Annotated in this window: 3 protein-coding genes and 1 pseudogene; 1 reads left to right on the top strand and 3 read right to left on the bottom strand. The window is 30.9% G+C overall.

From position 1 onward, the window contains the following. A partial coding sequence (locus tag FD18_RS02380) for an IS30 family transposase (protein WP_057718373.1) occupies positions 1-713 on the bottom strand: 713 nt, incomplete at its 3' end. A 160-nt stretch (positions 714-873) separates the two neighbouring features. Between FD18_RS02380 and FD18_RS02385 the strand changes: the two genes are divergently transcribed. Beyond that, positions 874-1089 carry a hypothetical protein gene (locus tag FD18_RS02385; RefSeq protein ID WP_057718374.1) on the top strand — a complete coding sequence of 72 codons (216 nt, stop codon included), beginning with the start codon at positions 874-876 and terminating at the stop codon, positions 1087-1089. Positions 1090-1247: 158 nt separating this feature from the next. On the opposite strand, the gene FD18_RS02390 is transcribed toward FD18_RS02385, so the two are convergent. Both FD18_RS02390 and FD18_RS09585 read right to left on the bottom strand, forming a co-directional pair. Beyond that, a complete protein-coding gene (locus FD18_RS02390; RefSeq protein WP_235499856.1) occupies positions 1248-2366 on the bottom strand; it encodes a hypothetical protein in 1119 nt (372 codons plus the stop codon). Positions 2367-2436: 70 nt separating this feature from the next. Beyond that, positions 2437-2597, bottom strand: a pseudogene (locus FD18_RS09585) (IS30 family transposase); the annotation flags it as partial.

Below are 2597 nucleotides of genomic sequence, written 5' to 3' on the forward strand. Positions count from 1 at the left end.
ATGTCTTGTAAAGAATAGTTAGCTATTGCTTCTCCTTTAGGAATGAATCTGCGAATGAGTCCATTATGTCTTTCAACTGTTCCCTTATCACAAGAAGTGTAAGGATGAGCATAGTAAAACAGTGTATTGGATGCTTTTTCTAGGTTGGAAAGATCTGCAAACTCTGAGCCATTATTAGTGGTAATGGTTTTAAAAATATCATTCCAATGTTCGCTGTATTGCCTTTGGAGTTCTTTAAAGGCCTGCATAACACTGACAGAAGTCTTGTCAGGAATACGAAGAATTAAAAACTCACGGCTCATGCGCTCAGATAGAGTTAACAATACCTCATCATCTTTAGTTTTATGTCCGAGAACCAAATCGCATTCCCAATGACCGAATTCATTACGTTCACTAATTTCTTTTGAACGTTCTTCAATACTTCTACCAAGCTTTTTCTTATTTTTGCGAACACGATGAAGCTTAGTATTGCGTTTAAGCTTCTCAGGCAAGTCGTAATTATGTATATCTAATAGACCTTGGTCGACATAATTGTAAAGAATCTTAGTACAGACAACATCTCTGCTGCTAAATGCGCCAACAGCAGTAGCACGATTACTGCACACATCAAGCGACCAGCCATCTTTCAAACACAATTGAATAATAACTCTTTCCTCGAATGATAAATGCTTGCCTTTAACGTGCTGGTTCATGGTAGAATGCAAAGAGTCCATTTTGACTTCGTTTCTAAATGTTGTGTGGTAACTACATTCTATCGAACAGGTCCGAATGGACTTTTTATTTTTTATCAAGTGTTCAATTTAATTTTACAATCAGCGAATTGATATTTATAAGCTTGCAGAAAAGTTATATGGAAAGAAATTTAGAAGTTATTTGGCAAATAATTTTCAAAAAGTAGACTTTTTACTAGAATTAGCTGAAAAAATGGGGAGGGTAGTTCTGGTAGATGGTGTCGGTTTTGGTGCACAAGCAGGTGAGCTAAGAGTATCGGAGGCTAATTTACTAACAAATGATTATACAGTAATTGGTAAGCAAATTTTAGATTTGCTAAAGAAATACTATGAAAAATTTCAGAAAAGGAATACATAAATTACAAATAGTTTAGACGATTAACTTAGAAAAAAGCGCTCTAAAGATGAATTTAATCCTTAGAGCGCTTTTTTGTAGCTTAACTTTTACCACAAAATTAAGATTGAAGAAGGAAATTAATAAATTATGTGGTTTCATATTTTATTTTATCAATATAGCTATTTTGAAAGAGAGCATTTATATTTCATTTTAAGCCAAATTTGATGAATTAAATATACAGATAAATAAGATAAAATCCATGTAGCCATCCAAATGATTATTATGCCAACATAAATATTATTTTGTACAAGGTGTTTAAAATTAAAGTAATTCCATAAAATGCGATCCCAGAAAACGTTAGCTAAGAATGCTCGGTACGCATAAAAAGCTAAGAAATGAATAGTTTTTAGACTACGATTCATATTGAAAACTTTTTGCGCAATACAAATTAAATAAATTAAAAATATAACAGCTAAAGCATAGATGGCCATTGAAGGTAGATAATAGCTATCGTTAGTTAAATTAGTTATATTAGATGAACTTATAAACAGCCTGCGAGTCCAAAAATAAGTAATTAAATAAATAGTTACTACAATCCACCAATAATTAAAAAGAAAATTTTGTATTTCTTCATGAAAATTCCAGCTAAGTCCACCATAAAGTCCAAAAATTAAAAAACTTAAGAAAAATCTATCTAACAAATACCAATTATAATGATAAAGATTATTTAAAACAAAGTAATCATAAAAAAGTAACCAACTAAAATAAATAATTCCTGAAATGATTACAACGAATATCAGTTTAGTGTAAGAATGCTTTACCCATTCACATATTCCCTTAATCGCAGGCATAATAATTAAAAATTGCAACATCATTACACTATACCAAAGATGTGGTGCAGCATTTCCACTAAAAAATTGCCAAATAAAAGTAGGAATATTATGAAAATGCCCATGTTGCTGTAAATTAGGCATTAAGATTAAGTAAGCCAAAGTCCAAGCGAAAGTAGGAAAAAAGTTATTATTCCATTGATTGAGTGAGTAAGTTTTCAGTGGTAACTTTGGTCTTTTTGCAGTTATCCGAATTATGGTAAAAACTATTCCAAAAATAAAAGCCGGAGAAGTAAATTTAACAAAATTATATAAGGAAGCTAAGAAAAGTTGTTTTTTAAAATTTAGAGGAAGAGTTAAAAATAAAGCAATAATAGGCTGAAGCATTACGCATCCATTAGCAATTACTTTTAGATAATCACCAATATCTGCAAGCCACCAATTATTTTTATGGTCGTTAATTCGCATAGTAATAGTCCTTTTATAAGCCGAAATTTATTATAGACGCAAATTGCAATAACAAATTGAACACTTTTGGTTAAGCTACTTGATAGATTAGATCTAATTCTCTTTCAAAGATTTCATCTAGTGGATGATAGGCCAGTATCTTTCTTGGCAAAGAATTACACTAGGTTTCAATATTAATGATGTCTTGTAAAGAATAGTTAGCTATTGCTTCTCCTTTAGGAATGAATCTGC

Source organism: Lactobacillus taiwanensis DSM 21401 (genome assembly GCF_001436695.1).
Classification (GTDB): domain Bacteria; phylum Bacillota; class Bacilli; order Lactobacillales; family Lactobacillaceae; genus Lactobacillus; species Lactobacillus taiwanensis.

Excerpts from the sequence above, each read along its gene's own strand:
- FD18_RS02390 (WP_235499856.1), bottom strand. The coding sequence starts at position 2,366 with ATGCGAATTAACGACCATAAAAATAATTGGTGGCTTGCAGATATTGGT.